Source organism: Dyadobacter jiangsuensis (genome assembly GCF_003014695.1).
In the GTDB taxonomy this organism is placed as follows: domain Bacteria; phylum Bacteroidota; class Bacteroidia; order Cytophagales; family Spirosomataceae; genus Dyadobacter; species Dyadobacter jiangsuensis.
On sequence record NZ_PYAS01000007.1, the window covers coordinates 27,217 to 49,307 of the forward strand.

Genomic DNA, 22,091 nt, shown 5'->3' on the forward strand with positions numbered 1-22,091 from the left:
GAAATTTTACTTTACAAAACAACACGCCCGCGCGAAGGAAATAAAGGGCAAAAGAGGGGTAATCATTGGACAAATCGCGGTTTTTCCGGAAACTATAAATTCCGGAACTCCTCCCTGAACTGCCCGGCCGATTTACCCGCAACCTTTCTAAACAGTCGTGAAAAGTAGGTATGGTCTTCGTAACCCAACCCGAATGCAATTTCTTTAATGCTCAAATCGGTGTAATAAAGCAGTCTTTTAGCCTCCATCATCACTTCGTTTTGAATCCAGTGGCTCACGGGCTGCCCGGACGTTTCTTTTACAACCTCGTTCAGATAGGACGAAGTGATGCTGAGCATCCCCGCGTATTCCGAGGGACTTTTCACAGTTTTGAAGTGTTGCGATAAAAGTTTGCGAAACTGCGAAGTAATGACCGACGGACGCGTATGTACGGTCCGCTGCAAAATCTCCTTTTCAAAAAGCGAAGTAAAAATGCCCAGGCACGTTTTCAGCATCGATTGCATCACCGGATGTCCATACTGTGCGGGCGCCTCGTAAAATCCCAGCAGCAGATGGAGGCTTCGCGTCAGCAAGTCAGCTTGTTCCTGGTCCAGACTGATCGGGAAACCATGCAAGGCATATTCCTCCACTACGGCGCGGTGGTGATCGTCGAGCAAGCTCATATCCACGCCCAGAAACCAGCCATACGAACCTTCCGTTTCGAGCGGATAATGCACCTGCCCCGGCATAATGCAAAACACCCCGCTGCCTCTCAGCTCAACCTCCCGAAAATCGACCATCAGCCGCGCATGGCCGTCTTCCTGGAAGAAGAAATTCCCGTGATCGTCGCGGTGCGCGTCCATATGCGGCGCATTCACCCGGTTCATCCGGTCGATGCGGTGCAGGGAAATGCCCAGGGCCGACTCATTGCTGAGATAATGCAGGGGAATGCTCTTTTTGGGCATAAGTAGTCGACAGTTTTACGGAGCGATCGAGCAGATCGGTCGCCTGCAGTATTTTGTTTTTCAGGAAATAGGGATAATCAGGGTGCTCTTTCAAAAAACTCTGCGCGATCTGCGCGGCTTCTCGCGACGAATGCCCGGCAAACGTGTTATGCAACCAACGCGTCGGAAAGAAAATATCGCCCGTAAGCTGGATTTCCTGCAAAAGGTCGAGCGATGGCCGCAGGTATTTCAATGCGCTTTGGGCCCGCAGCGGATGGTGCAGGTAGGTTAGGGCATCCAGCACCCAGGCCTCCTTTTCTCGGTTTTCCTCCTTTTTTAATGTCTCAAAAAACGCATCGCGTTCCGCCTCGCTTGCGCTCAACGCGGGTATCACAAACTGCATTCGTGCCTTCCGGTCGGGATTCTTCGTCGCATTCAACTGGCTTTTCAGGATAGCTTTCCCATCCCCTTTTCCCTTCAATGCCAGCTCGTAAGCCAGGGAAATTTTGTCTTCCTCCGAGAGTACCAGGCCCTTCACTTCCAGTTTGCCGGTCCAGAGCCCTTGCATTTTTTGCCAGCCGTCGTCCGTCAGCGCCAGCGATTTGAATGCCCGGAAATAGGATGTCTGAATGCCTTTGTCTTTGGTACTGTTCAAAAGTGCCCAAATTTCGCTTTCAGCACGTGTCTGATAGGCGACCCGTTGGTCTGCGTTCAGGAATACCCACCAGTCACTTTGAAGGTTACCGAGCAAAAAGTCAACCAAAAGCGGATTTTGTTCTTTGGGTAATGCATTCAAAATGTAATTCACCAGCTTCTCCGGCCCCGGGCCGTCGCCGCGCAACAGCCCTTCCCAGCTATTCACCAGCATAGCCCCTTTGAAAACCGGATCGGACACTTCCGCATTGCCGTAATGTGTAAAGAACCACGCTTTGGAAGCGGTATCCATTTTAAAATAGCCATACCCCGTCCCGTCATTATTGGGAAAAACCAGCTGCCCGTTTTGCAGGGTCTTCAAAACCAGAGGTTGCTCCCACACGCGCCCTGAAACCGAATCTTTCTGCTGCGCCAGCTTGCCCGACTCGCTAACGTACTCCGGCATGCCGGGCGTTTTCACCCAAACATTGCTCCAAGCAGTAATATCTTCCGGTGAACGCTTGTCGATAATGCCGATCAGATCGTCCCAACGGGCATTTCCGAAGGAGAACGTTTTCAAATATTCGCGCAGACTTTCCTGCATCATTTTCTCCCCGATCTTCCGCTCCAACTGTCGCATTACAATCGGTGCTTTCATATAAATGATAGCTCCGTAGAGGGTCCCGGCATTTTTGAGGTTCCCCAACTGCTGTAAAATCGGGTTGGTACCGGCCGTGCGGTCTACTTCATAGGCATTGGGATAATGCGCCAGCAAAAAACGCAGCTCGTGGTTGATCTCCGGGAAACTGGGATGGACAATCTTGGCGGCCATAAAGTTTGCGAACACCTCTTTCAGCCACACGTCGTTAAACCAGTCCATCGTAACCAGGTCGCCAAACCACATGTGCGCCGACTCATGTGCGATCACACTCGCGCGGGCCATGCGCCGGTTCACCGATGCATTTTCATCCAGAAAAAGGGCCGGCTCATTGTAAAAAATAGCACCCGGATGCTCCATTCCTCCATACTGGAACGACGGCAGCAGTACAAAATCAAATTTCCCAAACGGGTAATCAATATTCGTGTAGTCTCCCAGCCAGGCCAGCGATTTCTCGTGGAGCTGAAAAACTTCGTCACGGTTGCGGTTTACTTTCGTGGTATCGGTTTCGCGGTAGTACATCGTCATTTCGCGGCCATCCACCACACGCGTTTCCTTGAAAAACTTACCCGCAGCGAATGCGAAGAGGTACGAGCTCACCGGCTTCGTCTCGCCGAATCGGTACACATTCTTGCTATTTTCGACGGTTTTAGCACGCAGCTTACCGTTTGAAACAGCCTCCCAATCTTCCGGCGTTTTCAAAGTCAGCTGATAAGAAGCTTTCAGGTTCGGCTGGTCGAACAAGGGAAAACAAGTCGAAGCGCGGTCGGGAACAAAAAGCGTATACAAGTAATCTTCACTCCTGTTCAGCGACAAATCTCCGGCGATAAAATCAATCCCGACCTCATTTTTGCCCTTATTCAAATGCTTTGCGTCGATGACAATATGTTCATTGACAAACTGATAATCGACTTTTTCGCCACCCACGCGCACCTCCTGCAAATGACTGGCATCCACATTAAAATCAAGCACAAGCGCCGAATCGAGTGCATTCAGGCGAAATGCAACGGTCTCTTTTCCTATGATTTTTCCCGCCTTACCTGCCGGGATATCCAGTTCGATATGGTACTGAATGCTGTCGATATGCTGCTTGCGGTATTGATTGAGGGCGAACGAGACGCCTTTTTCAGGGGCGGGGCCATGCGGGCGCGTGCAGGCAAAGGCCACGAAAATCGCAGCCGTATAGAGAATGAAGGAGCGTATGAAAGTCATTGGATTAAGGATACGCCCAAAAATAGCATATCCATTTTAATACTGGACAAATCTTGCTTCGCATTCCGTTACGAAACGTAACATTTTGTATATTGCTTCAAAAAATTTGCACACTATGAACGAAATGGAGGTTCGCATGCGGATCGCTTCGCTCCGACAATACTTGCGCGATTTTCAGCATCAGATGACAACTGAACAGATCGACCAAGTGTTGGACGTAATATCAAAGTTAATGCAGGTGCTCGAAGAGTTAGAAAAAAGGAAAAGGTAGCAATATCATGCATATGAAAACATTCACAGAATCAGGTCCGGACGAGCTCGAAGTGCTGCTCCAAGCGGCAAGGGAAACTTTGGAAAAAGCCCAGAACTATCTATCGAAGGATGGTAAAATTTACGAACTGCACGATTGGGTGACCGTAGCCGAATATTGCAGGCGCTTTAACATCCCTAATACACAAACGGTTAGCAACTGGATCAAACGAGGCATTATTCCGGCGGAGGATATGGTGATCATTGAAGAACTTAACAACACGCGCCTCATTAAAGCCATTCCTTATCAGGAAGAAAAGGTTGCTCATAGCAACTAACAGCATTGCATTTCAAAAACTCGAACATGAACCACTTTAATAAGCTCTTTCTTTTCACATCACTCCTTTATACCAATTACCTGCAAGCCCAATCCCTCGCTCCGCTGACCGTCGAGAAAATCATGCGGGACCCGAAAATGTGGATCGGGACATCTCCGAGCGACATCACCTGGGGCGATGATTCGAAAACGGTGTATTTCAATTGGAATCCCGACAAAAACCCTTCCGATTCACTGTATGCCTATTCGCTTGCAGGCAAGAAAATCAGCAAAGTGGCCCCGGCCGATCGAAGGCGTATGCCCGGCAAAAACGGTATTTATAACCGCGCCCGTTCGATGCGCCTCTACGAAAAGAACGGCGACATTTTTATCGTAAATTACAAGGATTTCGCGATCCGCCAGCTTACCAATACGACCGAACGCGAAACCAGCCCCGTATTCAGCGGCGATGAAACCGCCGTCATCTTCGAGCGGACCAATAACCTTTTCAGCATTTCACTCACTTCCGGACTTGTCAGCCAGCTGACCGATTTCAAATCAGGCACCAAAAAGCCGGAGAGCCAACCCGGCGGGCAGGAGAAATTCCTGAAAGCCGATCAGCTGGCTATGTTTGAGGTTTTGAAAGAAAGAAAAGACAAGAAAGACGCAGGCAAGAAGGTTACCGAGGCCGACAAACCAGCCAGGCCGAAGGAAATTTACCTCGGCGATAAAAACGTAACAAATCCACAGGCGAGCCCCGACGGACGGTTCGTTACGTACGGGCTGGTGCAAATGGACAAAAGCGCCAAATCGACGATTGTGCCGAATTACGTAACGGAGAGCGGGTTCACTGAGGATATCCCGGCCCGGACGAAAGTCGGGGCACCTGCTTCCGAGAACGAGTTTTGGGTATATGATGTAAAAAAAGACACCGCCAGGAAGGTGTCGACAGCGGATATTCCAGGCATCTACGACAAGCCGGACTACCTCAAAGACTACCCCAAACTCGATACCGCCTGGAAGAAAAAGGAACGGAAGGTGATCTTCCACGGACCATTCTGGTCGGATAACGGGCAGCATGCCGTGGTGGTAATCCGTTCGCTCGATAGCAAAGACCGCTGGATCATGTCTTTCGACCCGGCGACGCTTTCCCTCAAACTCCTCGACCGCCAGCGTGATGAAGCGTGGATCGGCGGACCGGGCGTGGGCGGGTATCCGCAAAGCGCCGGGGAAATAGGCTGGCTCGACGATCAGACGATCTACTTCCAGAGCGAAGCCACAGGTTACTCACATTTGTATGCGTTTAATATTGCCACCGGGAAGAAAATCGCGCTGACTTCCGGGAAGTTTGAGGTGCAGAATGTGGTACTTTCGAAAGATAAAAAGACTTTCTACCTCATTACCAACGAAGTACACCCCGGCGAGCAGCACGTGTACCGCATGCCCGTAACCGGAGGCGCTCGTACGCGCCTCACGCACACGCCCGGCGCGCACGAGATGACGCTTTCGCCTGACGAAAAGACCCTTGCGATCCGCTTTTCTCAAAGCACCGCGCCGTGGGAGCTCTATTTGCTGGATCATACGACCGAAAAAAACGTGAAACCGGTTCAGATTACCCGTTCCGTTTCCGCCGAGTTTTTCTCCTACCCGTGGCGCGAAGCGAAGGTCGTGACCATCAACGCCGGTGACGGCCAGGACATTTATGCCCGGGTTTACGAACCGAAGCAATCGAACGGCAAGGCGGTCATTTTTGTCCATGGAGCGGGCTACTTGCAGAATGCCCATAAATGGTGGAGCCAGTATTTCAGGGAATATATGTTCCATAACCTCCTCACCGACAAAGGTTACACCGTGCTCGACATGGATTACCGCGCGAGCTCAGGCTATGGCCGCGACTGGCGCACAGGCATTTACCGCTTCATGGGCGGCAAGGATCTCACCGACCACACCGACGGCGCACAATGGCTAGTGAAAACCTACGGTGTCGACCCCAAAAAGATCGGTATTTACGGCGGCTCCTATGGCGGGTTCATTACATTGATGGCATTGTTTACGACCCCCGATGTGTTCACGGCCGGTGCTGCATTGCGCCCCGTTACCGACTGGGCCGCATACAACCAGTCGTACACGGCCAATATCCTCAACGAGCCGCAAGCCGATAGCCTGGCTTACCGCAAAAGCTCCCCCATTTACCATGCGGCCGGTTTGAAAAACAACCTGCTGATCTGCCACGGAATGGTGGACGTGAATGTGCATTACCAGGACGTGGTGCGTCTCTCGCAACGGCTGATTGAACTGGGCAAAAACAACTGGGAGCTCGCTTCTTACCCCATGGAGGACCATGGATTTGTGGAAGCATCGTCGTGGACCGACGAGTACAAGCGCATTTTGAAGCTGTTTGAAGAGAAGTTGTAGCCGCCCAGTGAGTAAATTCTAAAATTTCCAACCCTTATATCCTGCATAAAAAACGAAAACAACATGAACCGAAATTTCCCGAAGCTGAAAAGCATCTTCCTCGGCCAGGTGCTCGCCCTTGCATTCACCGGTCTCGCATACGCGCAAGTGGGCGTCGGCGTAAAAGCCCCCAAAGGCGCAGAAGTATACCTTGACGGCAGCCGCAAGATGCTGGATGAAAAATGGATTTACTGGGAAGGTCCACGCTTTGCAGCTAAGCCACCGATCAAATGGACGGTTGTGAATGACCCAGTCGACAAAGGCACCGTCATCAACTGTAATGATCCGGCATCCGCGGGAGGCTTGTATGGTTCGGCGGATATTGTTACCAAAAAGCAATTCAAGGATTTCCGCGCGCATGTGGAATTTCTAATCACCAAACCAGGCGGCAACAGCGGTGTTTACCTGCAAAACCGTTACGAAATCCAGGTGCTCGACGGAGATACGACTTCCCACGGGATGGGTGCGGTGATCAATGAGTCGAAATCACCTTACTATGCCTACAATGGCATCGGAAAGTGGAATTCGTATGATATTCTGTTCCGTGCGGCGCGTTTCAAGGATGGAAAACTGGTAGAGCAGCCTATGGTAACCGTCTATTTCAATGGTAAAAAAGTACATACCAATCAGAAGATTAGCCAGGTTTGGGGCGGCAAAAACTCAGGAATCGATGGCGGTAATGACGGCGGCAAGGGCATTACCGATACTCCCGGCGGCCTGAAATTGCAATCAGAAGGCCACGATGTATATTACCGCAATATCTGGATCAAAGACGTGGAACTGGCAAAGCCGGATACCAATTTCTAAGACACACAATAATCACCTATGGATCACAGAGTAGTTTTCGATTTTGCCATTGAATTTACCAACGGCGGAGGCATTCAGGGACAGGATTTCCGACTCGATATTGCCGGAGAAACAATCACCGATGCAGAGCTGGCTGACTACATCATCAAAGACCTGCGGCTGTTGATGGTTGGAAAAGTTGACATCCTCAACAAGTTTTACATTCAGGAAAAACACAAACGCCAGCCCGTAAACTTGCCTTCGCCGGAACTGCTCGTTGACCTGAGCCATACTATTTTCGATGGATTGATTACCTACAAAGGCCTTCCGGCACCGGTCATCTGTGATTTTCTAAGCCGCGAAGATTCTATCGGCAAATACGAGGAAGGTACCTCGTTCCAGATCGGCAAAATCGAAATGGTGAGCAACACGGGCACTTATATCGACTGCCCCTTTCACCGCTATGCCCATGGAAAAGATCTTTCGGAGGTTGAGTTGGAGGCTTTTGCAAACCTGGATGCGATCACGATCAATGCAACGGACGCGCTGGAAATAGGGATTGAATTTTTCCAAAACCTGGAAATCCGGAACAAGGCTGTTATTGTAAACACAGGCTGGTCGAAAAACTGGAATACGGAAGCCTATTTCGAAAACCACCCGTTCCTTACGCGTGAAGCGGCCGAATACCTGCGCGACTGCGGTGTAAAATTGGTAGGAATCGACAGCCACAACATCGACGACACCCGCGGCAACAGCCGCCCGGTACACACCATCTTGCTAGGCGCCGAAATCCTGATCGTCGAGCATCTTTGTAACCTGGAAAAACTGCCGGTATCAGGCTACCTTTTCAGCGCAGTGCCGCCGAAGTTCAAAGGCGTGGGTACATTTCCGGTACGGCCGTTTGCTACATTATCCAAAGCCTAATTCTTACTTGGGGTAAGAATAAAAACGGGATTGTCGTGCTGACAATCCCGTTTTTATTTATACTTCCAGCTTACTTTTTCTTATAAGCAATTTTAAAAATAGTCCCATTGAGGTCGTCGGTCACGTACAGCGCGCCATCGGGCCCCTGTGCGAGCCCGCATGGGCGGTGCTGAATCGGGCCGGTGGGTTTGGCGAGGTCGGTACCTGCGAAATTATCGGCAAAAATCTCCCATTTACCCGGTTTGCCATTCACAAACGGTACAAATGCCACGAGGTAGCCTTTTTTCAGTTCTGATGACTGGCTGTGGAACGCAATGAAAGCCCCGTTGCGGTACCGCGCCGGGAACATATTGCCCGTGTAGAACATCAATGCATTCGGTCCCAAATGCGCCGGGAAAGCTACGATTGGATTGATCGCCTTTTCTCCGCCCGTCTTCTTTCCGTCACCACCATATTCAGGCGCAAGCATTTTCTTGTTCTGGAAATGGTCGTAATAAATGTACGGCCAACCCGCATCGTCGCCCTCTTTCAGACGATAAAGCGTTTCGGATGGCAGCTCGGCGCTGTGCTTCGGAGTATAATATTGCGGGTACATATCATCGAACTTCCCGCGGCCGTGCGTAGTCGCATATAAGGCATTGGTTTTATTGTCCCAATCGATCCCCACTGCGTTTTTCACGCCCGTGGCATAACGCGTACCGTCGGAAAACTGCTGATTGAGCTGTCCGGCCTTGAAACGCCAGATCCCGCCTGCCGAATCGAGGATCGAGCAGGGCGACATACCTTTCGCAGAGCCTGCCGCACGGCAGTTGTCGTTATAGGAGCCTACGGTTACGTAAATGTTGCCTTTGTTATCCAGGGCAAGAGGCTTTGCATTGTCGCGTCCATGGTCGGTAAGTCCGCTGATAATGCTCTCCGGCTTGTCAAAATCGATGATTTCGTCCTTTTCATTCAGCTTATATCTGAAAACGCCTTTGTTGGAAGAGCTGTACAAAAAACCGTCTTTGATGGCAATGCCCGTACCGGGATAATCGCCGAAAAGTTTCTGCTCGTCGATGGCGCCGTCGCCATTGGTGTCGCGCAGGCGGTAAATACCCTTGCCATCTTTCAGTTTGGAGAGCTTCACATACATGTCGCCGTTTTTACCCACTACCATATGCCGGGTAGCGCCCAGGTCGGTAGCCAGCACGGTAGCCGAGAAGCCAGCCGGCAGTTTCAGTTCTTTGGCTTCAACAGGCACGTAGAGGGGTGATTTAAGGGGGGCCTCGTTTCGGTAACCGAACAGTGCGGCCGTCGTAGCGGCCAAAACTGCCAGGGCTCCGGTTGACCGGATTAATTTTCTTTGCATGCAATCGTAAAATTGGGTGAAAACACTTATTTTAGGTAAAAGCGTACGGGAACGCTTTTTTAACCAATACCCAAAACGACTACCCGATTTTAGTACATTTAACCATTACAGCTATGGGCCCATACGATGAAGACGACGAACTATATGATGATGATCTTCCCGGAAATTATCCAGCAGGCGAAGACATTTACCGTCAGGGACTTATTGACCCGGATATTGATCCCGAAGATATCTCCCGCGTCAAGCGTGCTCTCGACCTGGACGCCGACGAATGGAACGAAAAATCGTTTGAAGACGACCTGACCGGCGACGATCTCGACGTCCCCGGTTCAGAATATGACGATGACGACGAGGAAATTGGAAGGGAAGATGAAGAAAACAACTATTACAGCCTCGGTGGCGATAACCACGAGTGGCAGGAAGAAAACCAGGGTGATTAACCAACCGCTCTCTTCCCGCAAGCCTGATGCTGAAAGCGTCAGGCTTTTTTGTTTCAGCAGGTTCCAAATATAATTTTTATTTAAATTTAAAAATAAGAAGAACATTCGTTAATATTTTAATTAATGCAATATCCTTCCTTGTTTGGAGGCATTTGGATCAGATATATTTGCCGTATCGCCGATAACGACAAATTCTGTTTTCTATGACTAACCTGCGAACCCTCCTCCTATCCGTCGTCTGCCTGTGGACGATCAACGCCAACGCCCAGCGATACGAACTCCGCGACGACTGGAAATGCATCCCGGTCTCGAAAATGAAAGATACCGGCACTGCTATTTCCTCTCCCGATTTCGCCCTCAACGGTTGGCAACCGGCTGTTGTACCCGGCACCGTGCTCACTACCATGCTGGAAAACAAGCAGGTTCCCGATCCATTTTTCGGAATGAACAACAAGCAGATTCCGGATATTTACAATACGGGTAGAGATTACTACACTTACTGGTTCGTCAAAGATTTTGAGGAAAAGGTGGAGCCCGGGCAGGAGGCCTGGCTGCATTTGCGTGGCGTGAATTACAGCTGCGACGTGTTTTTGAATGGCAAAAAACTGAATGCCAAACTGCATTCGGGTATGTTCCTGCGGCAGACTTACAACATTACAGGCCAGCTGCGCAAACAAGGTAAAAACCGGCTTGCGGTGATCGTGTACCCGCCGGACCCGGTAGGTAATCCGAACGGCGGCCAAGGCGGCGATGGTACCATCGCGCGGAATGTGGCGCACCAGTACGTGGCCGGTTGGGACTGGATCCAGCCCGTCCGCGACCGCAACACCGGCATCTGGGACAAGGTCACCATCGAAAAAACCGGCAAAGTCAACATCAAAAACCCGCACGTAATCACCCTTGTACCCGGCAAAAGAATACCCGGTGCCACCCAGCAGCCGGCAACTATTAAGGTAAGCGCCGAGCTGGAAAATGCGGGCACAACACCACAGAAGGGCATTTTGCATTATATTTTGGATGGCAACAAGGTTTCGAAAGAGGTTACCATCCAGCCGCATTCGACGGTGGAGGTAAAATTGCCCGACCTGAGTCTGAAAAACCCGAAACTGTGGTGGCCGAATGGCTATGGTGCACAGGATTTGTATGATCTCAAAATGCAATTCACGCAAACCGGGAAAGTCTCCGATACCGAAACGCTGAAAGTAGGCGTCCGGGAAATACAAACCGAATGGAACACGACCACCCGCAGCAAACAAATATCCGTGAATGGCCAGAAAGTGTTCATCAAGGGCGGCAACTGGATCATTTCCGACGCCATGCTCCGGTTTTCGGATGAGCGCTACAATGCAGAAGTACGCTTCCACCGCGATATGAACCTGAACCTGCTGCGGATCTGGGGCGGCGCATTAACCGAACGACCCGAATTCTACGAAGCCTGCGACCGTTATGGAATACTGGTCATGCAGGATTTCTGGGGCTCCGGCGACTGCAACGGCCGCTGGATCGATCCTGCCAAGGCCGACGATCAATGGACGCGCCGCAAATACCCGGACGACCACAACCTGTTCCTCGAATCGGCAGCCGATCAGATCAAAATGATCCGCAACTTCCCCTCGCTGGCTATCTGGTGTGGCGGAAACGAGATTACCCTGCCGGTAGACATCATGACGCCGCTGCGCGATTCCATCCTGCCCGCCCTCGACGGAACACGCTGGTTTGTGGATTATTCCAACTCCGACGACATGTCGTTCAACGCGCTGGGCGGCAATGGCGACGGCCCTTACGGCATTCAGCCGCTGACCCGCTTCTGGAATTACCGCACCTGGCCTTTCAATTCTGAAATCGGCTCTGTGGGCGTAGGGGACCATCACTCGCTCGAAAGATTTTTACCCGAAGCCAACCGCATTGCCCCTGCATACTCGGCAGAAACACGTCGCGAAAAAGTGGATTCGGTTTGGCAATACCATAAATACATTGGCTACGACGGCGCTATCGAGCCTTACGGCAAGGCCACGGATATGCGCGACTTCGGGAAGAAAGCCCAGCTCGTCAACTTTGACCAGTACCGTGCATTGATGGAAGGTTTCAGCGCGCGCATGTGGGACTGGTACACCGGCGTGATCATTTGGAAAACCCAAAATCCATGGACGTCGCTTCGTGGGCAGATGTACGACTACTACCTTGATCCAAATGCCTGCCTCTACGGCCTGCATTCCGGCAGCGAACCATTGCACGTCATGTACAACCCGGCAGATACCGCCGTAGCGATCGTCAACAACACGTTCAGGCACCAGTACGACCTGATGCTCGTCATCAATGCCATCGACATGAAAGGTAACGTCAAAAATCTCACCCAGGTTTTCGTGGAAATAGGTCCTTCAACCACTCGCAAGATCATTGATATCAACCGCGAGATCAGAGAAATGGCGAAGAAGGAAGGGATGTTCCTTTCCCTGCGCTTGCTGAACCTGGACAAAAAGCCCGTTAGCGACAATCTGTACTGGCTGCCCGATGCATCCGGGAATTACAGCGGCCTGCAAACCATGCCGGAATCGAAGGCTACCACAACGGCCCGCATCGTTTCCAACGGCAAAGTGGAGGTAACCCTCAAAAACCCCGTCAACGCGCCGCTCGCATTCTTCAACCGCATCGCATTGGTTGATCCGACCACGAAACAGCGCATCCTGCCTGTATTCTACGACGACAACTATGTCTCCGTATTGCCCGGCGAAAGCAAGACTGTTTTGCTTGAATATACCGCCAAAAACGGGCTGACGCCGGTTGTTTCTGTGGAGGGCTGGAACCTGCCCGAAAGAACTGTAAAAATTGACGAAAAATAACCAAACAGTATGAACCTGCTCCGGGTTGCTTTTTCCTGAAAAAACCAACCCAGAACCATGGCCGCATTTACGCCTGAAGCATTTAAGAAAGAATTTATCGCGATTCTCGACTATTGGGAAAAGTATGGGCCGGATCCGGAGAAGGGCGGGTTTTATGGACGGGTTAATTATGAAAACCAGCCGGTGAAAGATTCCGCACGATCGGTAGTACTTACCGGGCGGCTTCTGTGGACGTTTTCGCTGGCACACCGGTTATTGAAAGAGACCAAATACCTGACACTCGCCGACCGGGCTTATCAGCAGTTGGTCAAAAGTTTCTTCGATCCCGAATATGGCGGGGTATATTGGTCGGTGAATGCGGATGGCTCACCGCTCGAAACGAAAAAGCAGATCTACGGTAACGCATTTGCCATGTACGGGTTAGCCGAATACTACCGGGTTACCCATTTCAAACCAGCCCTGGAAAAAGCGCAATCCCTTTTTGAAATAATTGAAAAACACGCGTTCGACCCCGTAAATGGCGGTTACCGCGAGGCATTCGCCCGTGACTGGTCGACGACGGACGATTACATCCTGAGCAAAAGCCCCTGGAACAAGAGCATGAACACGCATTTGCATTTGGTAGAAGCCTATACCAACCTGTACAGCGTGTGGCCGGATGCAAAACTCAAAAAGCAGACGGCAGGCATGCTCGACGCGATCATCACGCATATCGTGAACCCGAAGACTGAAACCATGCAGCTGTTCTTCGACGAGCAATGGAAAGCCAAAGACCAAATTGTTTCATTCGGGCACGATATCGAGGCCTCGTGGCTACTTTTCGAAACAGCGGAGATATTACACGACGAAAAGCTGATAGCGCGGATGAAAAAGAAGTCCATCGCCATGGCGACGGCGGCTTCCAAAGGACTCGGAAAGGACGGCGCATTGAACTACGAATACGATCCCGAAACGAAGCATACCCAAACCGACCGCAGCTGGTGGGTTGCGGCGGAGCAGCTTGTCGGTTTCTACAATGCTTACCAGCTGACGAAAGACCCGCAGTTTAAAACAAAAGCCGAGAAAAGCTGGGATTACATCGTCAACGAATTCGTCGACAACGACAAGGGCGAATGGTTCGGCACCGTCAAGGAGGACGGCACACCGGTAAAAGGCGACAAGATCAACTTCTGGAAATGTCCTTACCACAATGCGCGCGCCTGCGCGGAAATGTGGCGCAGGCTCGGCAAAGCGTAATCAATTCAGGAACATTTCATCCACGAGCAACAATGCGCGCTTGTCTTTGTTGCGGTGCCACGCAGGTATTTTGCTGAGCGGTTTAGCCACGATTTTAATATAAGAAACCTGCTGCGGCGAAAACGATCCCGCCACGCTGCGCAGCGACGCCCGCTCCCCTTTCACCGGCATCGGCGCCTTGAACTTCGTGAGCAACTTCATATTCTCACGCGTGGTACCACCCCATATTTCAACCAGTTCAGGCGGAAAAATGCCCGTATCCTCTTCCACCATGTAGCGTACGCCAAGCGACGACAGTGTTACGGGCTTCTTAAATTCCGACACGAAAGCCATGTCATTGTCCCTGACCCCCGCCCAGTTATTAGCCCAGGCAGGATTATTGGCACCGATAACACCCAGTTTATGATCAAAGAACGTCTTCACCCCCTCGGCCTGGTGCACGCGGTTCAGCGGGGCCAGTAATGTGCCGCTATCGGGTTGGTATGCACTCTTATAGTAATCGAAAGTGATCATGTCACTGCCGTACCAGCCATTTTTGTAGGCCTTGGCACGAATGGTGGTATTGCTGTTAATCACAGTTTTGTGATCCATCAACGGTGATTTAATGCTATCCGGCTCCGAACCATCCATCGTGAAACGCACATCCACGCCCTTGATCGGGTGCTGAATGTCCACCACGAGCGACTGCGCGAAAATCGGCGAGGCATTCTTCATTTGCGGCGGATTGAGTTTCAACGGGTTCTTACCATCGTCTTTAAAACCTCCAATGATGTTCATGCTTTTGTTAGCAGCCTGCAATTGTTGTACATCCGCAGCCGACAGTTTGGTATCCCAAACGGCAACCGTTTTGACACTTTTCAATTGCGGTAACAACCCTTTCAAATCGTTCAAACCGAGCTTCGTACCGGATAAGGTAAGGTTTTGCAAGTGCTTCAAACCGGAGAGTTCTTTCAAACCTACCGCGCTGACATCTGTAAAGTTGAGGTCGAGCTTGCGGAGGTTTTCGAATTTGGCAATGGTTTTCAGATCGGCATCTTTGACCGGCATTTTATTCAGGTTCAATGAAATAACCTGTTTGCGGATGTCGCCCAGCTCATCCAGCTGGCTCACATTGTACGCCGCGGCATTGTAAATGTTCACCGCCAATGCAGGGGACTCGCGTGCGAGCGGTAATATGGTCCGGTAGTCGGTATTGAGCGCCTTCACTTTGTCCTCGTCTACGGCCGGGAAAGCGTATTCCTCTTCCTGCGTATGCGGTTGCAGGAACGCGGTAGCGAGCATTCGCAGCGAGTCGGAAGCGGGCAAATCGGTCAGTTTCTTTTGGAAATCGGCTTTTTGTTTCACCCATAAGGTGAGCAGCGAGATTTCCTGCAAAGTAAGCTGCGCCTTTCCCGACGGCGGCATGTGTTTTTTCTCTTCCATCGGCAAATGCACGCGTTGCAGCAAAAGGCTCATTTGCGGGTTGCCGGGAACAAGGAGCTTACCCGATTCCCCCCCTTTCATGATCGACTGCGGGTCGGTCAGAATGAGCTCGCCTTTGAGTTTCTCAGGATTATGGCAGCTTGTACACTTTTGTTCCAGAATGGGTTTAATCACATTGGTATAAACAACCGCCTTTTCCAACGGTACCTCGGCGATTTCCTTTTTATTGGAAATGGGTTCCCAAATGAAGTTGCTACCATGGGTGAGCGCAGCACCGTAGTGGCCGGTCAATACGAGGGCGATTACGGTCAGCAATGCACCTGCCTTGGCCGCTATCGATTTGTACCATCCGGCATTCCTGATCCAGTAAATGAGGGATGCAAAAAAGAAAATCCCCGCTCCCGTCCACTTGTGATAGGTCAAAGTAGCGCCTTCATAACCTTCCTCTCTCGACAGAAACAGACCCATAATCACCGTCACCGCCGCGAAAAGTGCCCCGATCAGCAGCAATCCCTGCAAAAAGTTACGGTAAAATGCATTGCCGACATATTCCGGTTTGAAACGGAAGAATTCGAGCAGCATTGCCAGCAGCAGGATTACGATCGGGAAGTGCAGGATGAGCGGGTGCATCCGGCCGATGGTTTGCAGCCACGCCGGGATCACGAGTTTGCTTTCGAAGAGCAGTAAAAACAATATGAAAATATTGGAAGCAACCAGTAACTGTTCCGCGAAAACCCTGAGTTTCAAATGCATTTATAATTCCACCAAAAATTGACCAATGATAAACAACTTCCTAAAAATCAGCTGATAATATCCCGGACCACCTTGCCCGAGACGTCGGTGAGCCGGTAGCGGCGACCGAGGTGCTTGAATATCAGCTTCTCGTGGTTCAGGCCTAGCTGATGCAGGATCGTAGCCTGGAAATCGTGCACATGCACGGGGTCTTTGGCAATGTTGTAGCCGAGCTCGTCGGTTTCGCCGTACACAATACCCGGTTTGATACCGCCGCCTGCCATCCAGATCGTGAAGCAGCGCGGGTGGTGATCGCGACCGTAATTTTCGGGCGTGAGCTTACCCTGGGTATAGCTCGTACGGCCAAACTCTCCGCCCCAGATCACGAGCGTTTCATCCAGCAATCCCCTCTGTTTCAAATCGGTTACCAATGCGGCAGATGCCTGATCGACATCCATGGCCTGTTTGGTGATTTCATAAGGCAGGTTCCCATGCTGGTCCCAACCCTGGTGGTAGAGCTGTACAAATCGCACGCCGTTTTCCGACAGCTTACGTGCGAGCAGGCAGTTGGCCGCGTACGTACCCGGCACGAGGCATTCGGGGCCATACAGCTTGATAATATCATCCGACTCTTTGGACAGATCCATTACCTCCGGCACCGCCGTTTGCATACGGTAAGCCATTTCATATTGTTTGATTTTCGCCGCAATCTCCGGATCCCCGAATTCCTGGTACGATATTTCATTCAATTCCGAAAGCTTGTCGAGCATGTCGCGGCGCTCTTTCCGGTCCATTCCTTCGGGGTCGCGCAGGTAAAGCACCGGATCTTCCCCTTTGCTGAACTGCACGCCCTGGTGCACCGAGTCGAGGAAGCCATTCGACCATAATTTGGAATACACCCCTTGCCCGTTACCGACGCCCCGCGAGAGTAGCACCGTGAAGTTCGGCAGGTTTTTATTCTCATTACCTAATCCATAACTCAGCCAGGAACCCATGCTCGGCCGGTTGCCCTGCTGTGATCCGGTTTGCAGAAATGTCAATGCAGGGTCATGGTTGATCGCCTCGGTATACATCGAGCGCACGAAGCATAGGTCGTCCACGATCTTGGAGGTATAAGGCATGAGATTGCTCACCCAAGCCTGCGACTGGCCATATTGTTTGAAATCCACAAACGACCCGACGAGTGGAAACGACGCCTGGTTGGCCGTCATGCCCGTGAGCCGCTGCGTTCCGCGCACGGAAGGCGGAATTTCCTGCCCGAACATTTCGCGCAGCTTCGGTTTGTAATCGAAAAGCTCCTGTTGCGAGGGTGCGCCGTTTTGGAATAAATAAATTACCCGCTTGGCTTTGGGGGCGAAATGAGGGATACCCGGCGCAAGCCCTTCTTCTTCGAATCCGCCGCCTTTCAGCAGATCGGGCATGAGCAGCGAGCCCAATGCCACACTCCCAATGCCGAGGCTCATCGTGGACAGGAAGCGCCTTCTGTTGAAACTGAACCCGTGTTCAATGATTTCCTTTTCCATGGTCATCCGTTGCCGTCAATGCCGGCTTTCGTTTATGATTTGGTGATGGTTTCTTCCAAATTGTAAATCGTGGAAATGACGCGCATCAGTGACGCCAGCGCCTTTTTATCCACGTTTTTGGTGAGCGGGTACTCTCCTACCGAGATCATCCTCTCGGCCGTTTTAGGCTGAATTTCTTTCAGTTCCTTCGCATAGTACCCGGTAAGCACTTCCAGCTCCTTCTGGCTCGGTTTCCGGCAAACAATCTGCCTGAATGCCCTGGTAATTTTGTCCTCGGTAGTGGTTTTTTCCTGCAACAGCTTCGCCGCCAGCACACGCGAGGCTTCCAGCACCGTCGGGTCGTTCATCATCATCAATGCCTGCAAGGGGGTATTGGTTTTCAGACGCCTCACTTCGCACAAGTCCCGGTTACTGGCATCGAAAATTGCCATCGTAGGAGGCGGCACCGTGCGTTTGATAAGCGTATACATGCCGCGTCGGTAAAGACTCGCGCCATGATCCTGGTTATAGACCGAAAGCAACCCGCGCCCCGAAGTAGCACCTTCCCACAAGCCCGCAGGCTGGTAAGGCTTCACGCTCGGCCCTCCGATGGTGCGGTTGAGCAGCCCGCTGCTGGCAAGCACGAGGTCTTTCACAAACTCCGCGTGTATGCGGTAGCGCGGCCCGCGTGCGAGGTACACATTATCCGGGTCCCGTGCGAGATGTTCCTTGGTCACCACCGCCGACTGCCGGTAGGTGGCCGACATTACCATTTGCTTCACAAACCGTTTGACATCCCAGTTATGCTCCATGAAATCCACTGCCAGCCAGTCGAGCAGTTTCGGGTGGGTCGGCAACTCCCCCTGCATACCGAAATCTCCGGAGGTTTTGACAATACCCTTTCCAAAGAACTCCTGCCAGAGGATGTTCACATACACCCTCGCCGTCAGCGGGTTCCGTTTATCGAACAGCCACTGTGAAAGGCCCAGCCGGTTTTTAGGATATTTTTTGTCAAATGGAAGGATTGCATTCGGCGTCCCGGCCTGCACTTCCTCGCCCGGCGCGTCGTATGCCCCGCGTTTGAGGACGTAAGTCTTGCGCAACGTGTCCAGATCACCCATGACCGATACGATCAGCCGGTTGGTATCGGGTTTATTAATGAACGTCAGGATGTTCTTGACCTCGTCGTTGCTGATTTCCATCAGCGGCTTCTTGGCATAAGTCTCCGGCCCGCCAATCACCGACTCAATACCGACCTCATTCACATTATTAAAGAATGCGAACATCTGGTAGTATTCCTTTTGCGAGAACGGATCGTACTTGTGGTCGTGGCAATGCGCGCATTCGAGCGTAACGCCAAGCAGCCCTTTGCCAAACAGGTCGTTGCGGTCGGTCACGTACATAATGCGGTATTCTTCGGGGATCACCCCGCCCTCCTCCGTAATCTTGTGATTGCGGTTGAAGCCTGTGGCCAGGAGTTGTTCCTTGGAAGAATTGGGAAGCAGGTCGCCGGCCAGTTGCCACGTCACAAAATCATTGTAATGCATGTTTTTGTTGAAGGCGTGAATTACCCAATCGCGCCAGGGCCATTGGGTACGGTAGCCATCGTCCTGATAGCCGTGCGAATCGGCATAGCGGGCGAGATCGAGCCAGTGGATCGCCATTTTTTCACCGTAGGTCGGGTTAGCAAGCAATTTGTCGACCACCTTTTCGTACGCATTCGGACTGTTGTCGGCCAGGAACTCGTCCATCAGCTGCAAGCTCGGCGGCAGGCCGTTCAGGTCGAGGCTCAGGCGTTTCAATAAGCGCTCTTTATCGGCTTCGGCGCTAGGTTCCAGCCCTTTCTGCTCCTGTTTTTCAAGAATGAAATAGTCGATATCGTTTTGGGCCCATTCTTTATGGTCTACCTCCGGCACCTTCGGTTTTTGGGGAGCTACAAATGCCCAGTGTTTTTCATATTTCGCACCTTGCTTAATCCATTTACCAATCAGGTCGATCTCGCGTTGGGATAATTTGAGGTTGGAGGCGGGCGGCGGCATCCGGAGGGTCGTATCCTCGGTGGTAATGCGGAGGTAAACGGCGGAATGATCAGGCTTACCCGCCACCAGCGCGTGCGCTTTGGGGTTATCCTTCAATGCGGCGAATGCGCTCACTGGGTCATCGAGGCGCAGGCCTGCTTCTCGCTTATTCGCATCAGGGCCATGACAGGCCAGGCATTTGTCGGAAAGAATCGGCCGGATATCGAAGTTGTAACTCACCTGCTCGGGCAGCTTTTCTTCCGTGGCACTCCCCTGCTTGTTGTTGCACGACTGGACGCCCAAAGCAACTACAACCGCTCCGGTCAGCAGCAAAAAACTAGTCCTTAAATACATCATCTTGGGTTCAGGTTCTGTGACATTTTTTACCTGTTATATAAATTTAACTAAAAAAATGCACATTTATTGAAGCGATAATACCAATTCAGGATCAACGAACTGTCCTGTTCTATACTGCTCCTGTCCAATTATTTGCTTTTAACCAAACAAAAAGAGCAATGCCGTTCAGACATTGCTCTTTCGCCGGTCGGGTGTCCGCAAAAAACTTACTTACCTGTTGTTATCCATGCATTCGCTTTATCTTCGAGCAGTTTGAGCGGTACACAGCCCGATTCCAGCACCAGCTTGTGGAAGGCCCGGATATCAAACTTCGGCCCCATTTCCTTCTCTGCCTTCGAACGCAATTCCCGGATTTTCAGCTGGCCGATCTTGTACGACAATGCCTGCCCCGCGCCCGCCATGTAGCGCTCCACTTCCGCCGTAATGCTCTCCTCCGATTCCGCTTCATGATCCAGCGAGTATTTAATCGCCTGGTCGCGCGTCCAGCCTTTGGAATGCAGGCCGGTATCTACCACAAGGCGGATAGCACGGTGCATTTCGGCGCTCAGCATCCCGAAATACTGATATGGATCGGTGTAGAGCCCCAGCTCCTTACCCAACGACTCGGTATACAACGCCCAGCCTTCGCCATAGGCACTGTACCAAAGATTTTTCCGGAACTCGGGCAGGGCGGTATTTTCCTGCTGCAGTGAGATCTGATAATGGTGCCCCGGAATGGCTTCGTGCAGAAAAAGGCTTTCGTCCGAAACGATGTTGTATTCTTTGGCGTCCGGCACCGGCACATAGAAAATCCCGGGGCGTGAGCCGTCGGGCAACCCCGGATTGTATTCCGCAGAAGCCGATGCTTCCCGGAATGCCTCCGTCCTCCGGACTTCAAACGGCGTTTTAGGCGTAAGTTCAAAGAGCTTGGTCAGGTTCGGCTTCATCCGCTCATGAATCTCGTTGAAATGCGCGATTACCTGTTCAGCTTTGGTGAAAGGCATGAGTTTCTTGTTGCCCCGCACGGCATTGAAGAAGGATTTGAGATCGCCCTGGTAGCCTACCTGCGCCTTCACCTTTTCCATTTCAGCCGAAATACGCGCTACCTCCTTCAATCCGATCTGATGGATCTCCTCCGCGGTCAGATCAGTGGTAGTATAGTATTTAATATAATAGTTATACAAAGCCTTACCATTCGGTAGCGCCGCGAAACCATCGGTCATCCGGCCGGCAGGAAGGTATTCCTTTTCCATGAAAACATGCATTTTCTGGAACGTCGGAATGACTTTCGACTCGACCATCGCCGCATATTCCTTTTCGAGCCTCGCCTTATCCTCGTCGGAAAAGTCCTTGGGGAAATTTTTGACAGGTGAATAAAAAAGATGGTCCTTCACAGGCCCGTGGTCCATGTCGGCAAACTGCGGGATCACTTTTTTGATCAGCGGCGCAGGCAATACATAGCCCTGCTTGATTCCATCGCGCATATTCGCCACAGCCGTATCGCACCACACAACAAAGCCGTCCACCCGTTTCAGCCAGTTATCATAATCTTTCACGGTTTTAAACGGCTGCAAACTGCTGCCGCTCGCCATTTGCCCGATCATCAGGTGGGTGGAGAAAATCTGGTTGATCGGCATTAGTTCCACAGGATACTTCAGGCCTTCCAGGTTAATGCCGCATTCCCACTCGATCAGGTCCCAGCTCACCTTCTCCTCCGGGGTCAGCTTGCCGCGGTCGTACTTGGCGAGCTCGTCCTGGTATTTTCGGTAAAAAGTGATCATCCGGGATTTTCCTGCCTGGGACAGGTCGTCCGACATCTTGTCGTTGTAGCGGTTGTCGCCGTTCATAGTCGCTTCCAGGGGATAAAGCGGAAGCCTTTCTTCATAATAACGGGCAAATACTTCACTAATCGGCGGCATAGTAACTTCTGCTTTTTCTGATTTTTTCTGACACGCCTGCATGAGCAGGACCGTTGCGATAAACGCGTAACAAACCAGTTTTTTCATGAATGATATCGTTTGAGACAGCGTAAAATAAGCAAAAAGTGCCGGAAGAAATCAAC

The 22,091-nt window shown here is 51.5% G+C and carries 14 protein-coding genes; 7 read left to right on the plus strand and 7 right to left on the minus strand.

Annotated features, from left to right (window positions below):
- Nucleotides 1-92: 92 nt before the first annotated feature.
- On the minus strand, nt 93-944 hold the full coding sequence (locus CLV60_RS15370; protein WP_106596266.1) for an AraC family transcriptional regulator: 852 nt from the start codon (nt 942-944) through the stop codon (nt 93-95).
- On the minus strand, nt 904-3,426 hold the full coding sequence (locus CLV60_RS15375) for a M1 family metallopeptidase (RefSeq protein ID WP_106596267.1): 2,523 nt from the start codon (nt 3,424-3,426) through the stop codon (nt 904-906). The genes CLV60_RS15370 and CLV60_RS15375 overlap by 41 nt, the downstream gene beginning before the upstream one ends.
- 284 nt (nt 3,427-3,710) lie before the next feature.
- On the opposite strand from CLV60_RS15375, the gene CLV60_RS15380 reads away from it, so the two are divergent.
- The 4 genes from CLV60_RS15380 to CLV60_RS15395 all read left to right on the plus strand — a co-directional run bounded on the left by CLV60_RS15380 (nt 3,711) and on the right by CLV60_RS15395 (nt 8,155).
- Entirely contained in the window at nt 3,711-4,013 is a 303-nt protein-coding gene (locus tag CLV60_RS15380; protein ID WP_146151555.1) for a helix-turn-helix domain-containing protein, read from the plus strand.
- Between the two features lie 26 nt (nt 4,014-4,039).
- Nucleotides 4,040-6,406 carry a S9 family peptidase gene (locus CLV60_RS15385; RefSeq protein ID WP_106596269.1) on the plus strand — a complete coding sequence of 789 codons (2,367 nt, stop codon included), beginning with the start codon at nt 4,040-4,042 and terminating at the stop codon, nt 6,404-6,406.
- A gap of 63 nt (nt 6,407-6,469) precedes the next feature.
- Nucleotides 6,470-7,252 (plus strand): 3-keto-disaccharide hydrolase, encoded by a 783-nt coding sequence (locus CLV60_RS15390; protein WP_106596270.1) that lies wholly within the window; start codon nt 6,470-6,472, stop codon nt 7,250-7,252.
- Nucleotides 7,253-7,270: 18 nt separating this feature from the next.
- Nucleotides 7,271-8,155: a cyclase family protein gene (locus CLV60_RS15395; protein WP_106596271.1), complete on the plus strand. Its 885-nt coding sequence runs from the start codon at nt 7,271-7,273 to the stop codon at nt 8,153-8,155.
- A 70-nt stretch (nt 8,156-8,225) separates the two neighbouring features.
- Here CLV60_RS15395 and CLV60_RS15400 read toward each other — a convergent pair whose 3' ends face one another.
- Nucleotides 8,226-9,503, minus strand: coding sequence for a PQQ-dependent sugar dehydrogenase (locus CLV60_RS15400; RefSeq protein WP_106596272.1), 1,278 nt, complete (start codon nt 9,501-9,503; stop codon nt 8,226-8,228).
- A gap of 113 nt (nt 9,504-9,616) precedes the next feature.
- On the opposite strand from CLV60_RS15400, the gene CLV60_RS15405 reads away from it, so the two are divergent.
- From CLV60_RS15405 to CLV60_RS15415, 3 genes are all read left to right on the plus strand, one after another.
- Nucleotides 9,617-9,943: a hypothetical protein gene (locus CLV60_RS15405; RefSeq protein WP_106596273.1), complete on the plus strand. Its 327-nt coding sequence runs from the start codon at nt 9,617-9,619 to the stop codon at nt 9,941-9,943.
- A 203-nt stretch (nt 9,944-10,146) separates the two neighbouring features.
- Entirely contained in the window at nt 10,147-12,783 is a 2,637-nt protein-coding gene (locus CLV60_RS15410; protein ID WP_106596274.1) for a glycoside hydrolase family 2 protein, read from the plus strand.
- 57 nt (nt 12,784-12,840) lie between these two features.
- Nucleotides 12,841-14,019: an AGE family epimerase/isomerase gene (locus CLV60_RS15415; protein ID WP_106596275.1), complete on the plus strand. Its 1,179-nt coding sequence runs from the start codon at nt 12,841-12,843 to the stop codon at nt 14,017-14,019.
- Here CLV60_RS15415 and CLV60_RS15420 read toward each other — a convergent pair whose 3' ends face one another.
- The 4 genes from CLV60_RS15420 to CLV60_RS15435 form a co-directional block, all read right to left on the minus strand.
- Nucleotides 14,020-16,194 (minus strand): c-type cytochrome domain-containing protein, encoded by a 2,175-nt coding sequence (locus tag CLV60_RS15420; protein WP_106596276.1) that lies wholly within the window; start codon nt 16,192-16,194, stop codon nt 14,020-14,022.
- Between the two features lie 47 nt (nt 16,195-16,241).
- The gene (locus CLV60_RS15425) at nt 16,242-17,696 is read right to left on the minus strand and encodes a DUF1501 domain-containing protein (RefSeq protein WP_106596541.1); all 1,455 of its coding nucleotides are present in this window, start codon (nt 17,694-17,696) and stop codon (nt 16,242-16,244) included.
- A 32-nt stretch (nt 17,697-17,728) separates the two neighbouring features.
- Complete coding sequence (locus tag CLV60_RS15430) at nt 17,729-20,047, minus strand: PSD1 and planctomycete cytochrome C domain-containing protein (RefSeq protein ID WP_106596277.1); 2,319 nt, start codon at nt 20,045-20,047, stop codon at nt 17,729-17,731.
- Nucleotides 20,048-20,256: 209 nt separating this feature from the next.
- Nucleotides 20,257-22,035: a DUF885 domain-containing protein gene (locus CLV60_RS15435; RefSeq protein ID WP_106596278.1), complete on the minus strand. Its 1,779-nt coding sequence runs from the start codon at nt 22,033-22,035 to the stop codon at nt 20,257-20,259.
- Nucleotides 22,036-22,091 lie beyond the last annotated feature (56 nt).

Coding starts and splice junctions, on each gene's coding strand:
- CLV60_RS15370 (WP_106596266.1), bottom strand. CDS start 944: ATGCCCAAAAAGAGCATTCCCCTGCATTATCTCAGCAATGAGTCGGCC.
- CLV60_RS15375 (WP_106596267.1), bottom strand. CDS start 3,426: ATGACTTTCATACGCTCCTTCATTCTCTATACGGCTGCGATTTTCGTG.
- CLV60_RS15380 (WP_146151555.1), top strand. CDS start 3,711: ATGAAAACATTCACAGAATCAGGTCCGGACGAGCTCGAAGTGCTGCTC.
- CLV60_RS15385 (WP_106596269.1), top strand. CDS start 4,040: ATGAACCACTTTAATAAGCTCTTTCTTTTCACATCACTCCTTTATACC.
- CLV60_RS15390 (WP_106596270.1), top strand. CDS start 6,470: ATGAACCGAAATTTCCCGAAGCTGAAAAGCATCTTCCTCGGCCAGGTG.
- CLV60_RS15395 (WP_106596271.1), top strand. CDS start 7,271: ATGGATCACAGAGTAGTTTTCGATTTTGCCATTGAATTTACCAACGGC.
- CLV60_RS15400 (WP_106596272.1), bottom strand. CDS start 9,503: ATGCAAAGAAAATTAATCCGGTCAACCGGAGCCCTGGCAGTTTTGGCC.
- CLV60_RS15405 (WP_106596273.1), top strand. CDS start 9,617: ATGGGCCCATACGATGAAGACGACGAACTATATGATGATGATCTTCCC.
- CLV60_RS15410 (WP_106596274.1), top strand. CDS start 10,147: ATGACTAACCTGCGAACCCTCCTCCTATCCGTCGTCTGCCTGTGGACG.
- CLV60_RS15415 (WP_106596275.1), top strand. CDS start 12,841: ATGGCCGCATTTACGCCTGAAGCATTTAAGAAAGAATTTATCGCGATT.
- CLV60_RS15420 (WP_106596276.1), bottom strand. CDS start 16,194: ATGCATTTGAAACTCAGGGTTTTCGCGGAACAGTTACTGGTTGCTTCC.
- CLV60_RS15425 (WP_106596541.1), bottom strand. CDS start 17,696: ATGGAAAAGGAAATCATTGAACACGGGTTCAGTTTCAACAGAAGGCGC.
- CLV60_RS15430 (WP_106596277.1), bottom strand. CDS start 20,047: ATGTATTTAAGGACTAGTTTTTTGCTGCTGACCGGAGCGGTTGTAGTT.
- CLV60_RS15435 (WP_106596278.1), bottom strand. CDS start 22,035: ATGAAAAAACTGGTTTGTTACGCGTTTATCGCAACGGTCCTGCTCATG.